This window comes from Paraburkholderia sp. RL17-373-BIF-A, assembly GCF_046030175.1.
Taxonomy (GTDB): domain Bacteria; phylum Pseudomonadota; class Gammaproteobacteria; order Burkholderiales; family Burkholderiaceae; genus Paraburkholderia.
Genome location: NZ_JARESO010000449.1, coordinates 1 through 415, shown reverse-complemented (window position 1 = coordinate 415; position 415 = coordinate 1). Strand labels below are relative to the sequence as shown.

The following is a 415-nucleotide window of genomic DNA, read 5'->3' as shown; positions in this document are numbered from 1 at the left end:
CTTCGGGTGCGCGAGCCAGTGATACGAGGAAAAGTACGGCCATAAGGCGGCTCGCACGCCGTGGCGCAAGATGCATCTGTCGATCGACGCGGACATGAACGTTCGCGCGATTCGCATCACCACCACAGAAGGATCGGACAGCGAAGGAATGGACGCGGTGCTGCCCGCTGATGTGCCGCTGGATCGGGTGATCGCCGATGGCGCGTATTACAGCATTGAGCGCACCCAGGCGTTTTCGGAGGCAGGCATCACCCCTGTCATCCCGCCGCCGGCTCACGCCGTTGTGCATGGCAGGCCTGAAACGGGCTGGCATGACCAGCTCACTGCCTACATCAAGGACACGGGTATTTATGCGTTTCAGAAGAAATATGGCTATGGTGTGCGCTCGCTGGTCGAGGCGCAGATCTCGCGCATG

Annotated in this window: 1 pseudogene; it reads left to right on the top strand. The window is 60.7% G+C overall.

Features of this window, described 5'->3' with window-relative positions:
* Positions 1–43: 43 nt before the first annotated feature.
* Positions 44–415 (top strand): annotated as a pseudogene (locus tag P0D80_RS51315) (transposase); the annotation flags it as partial.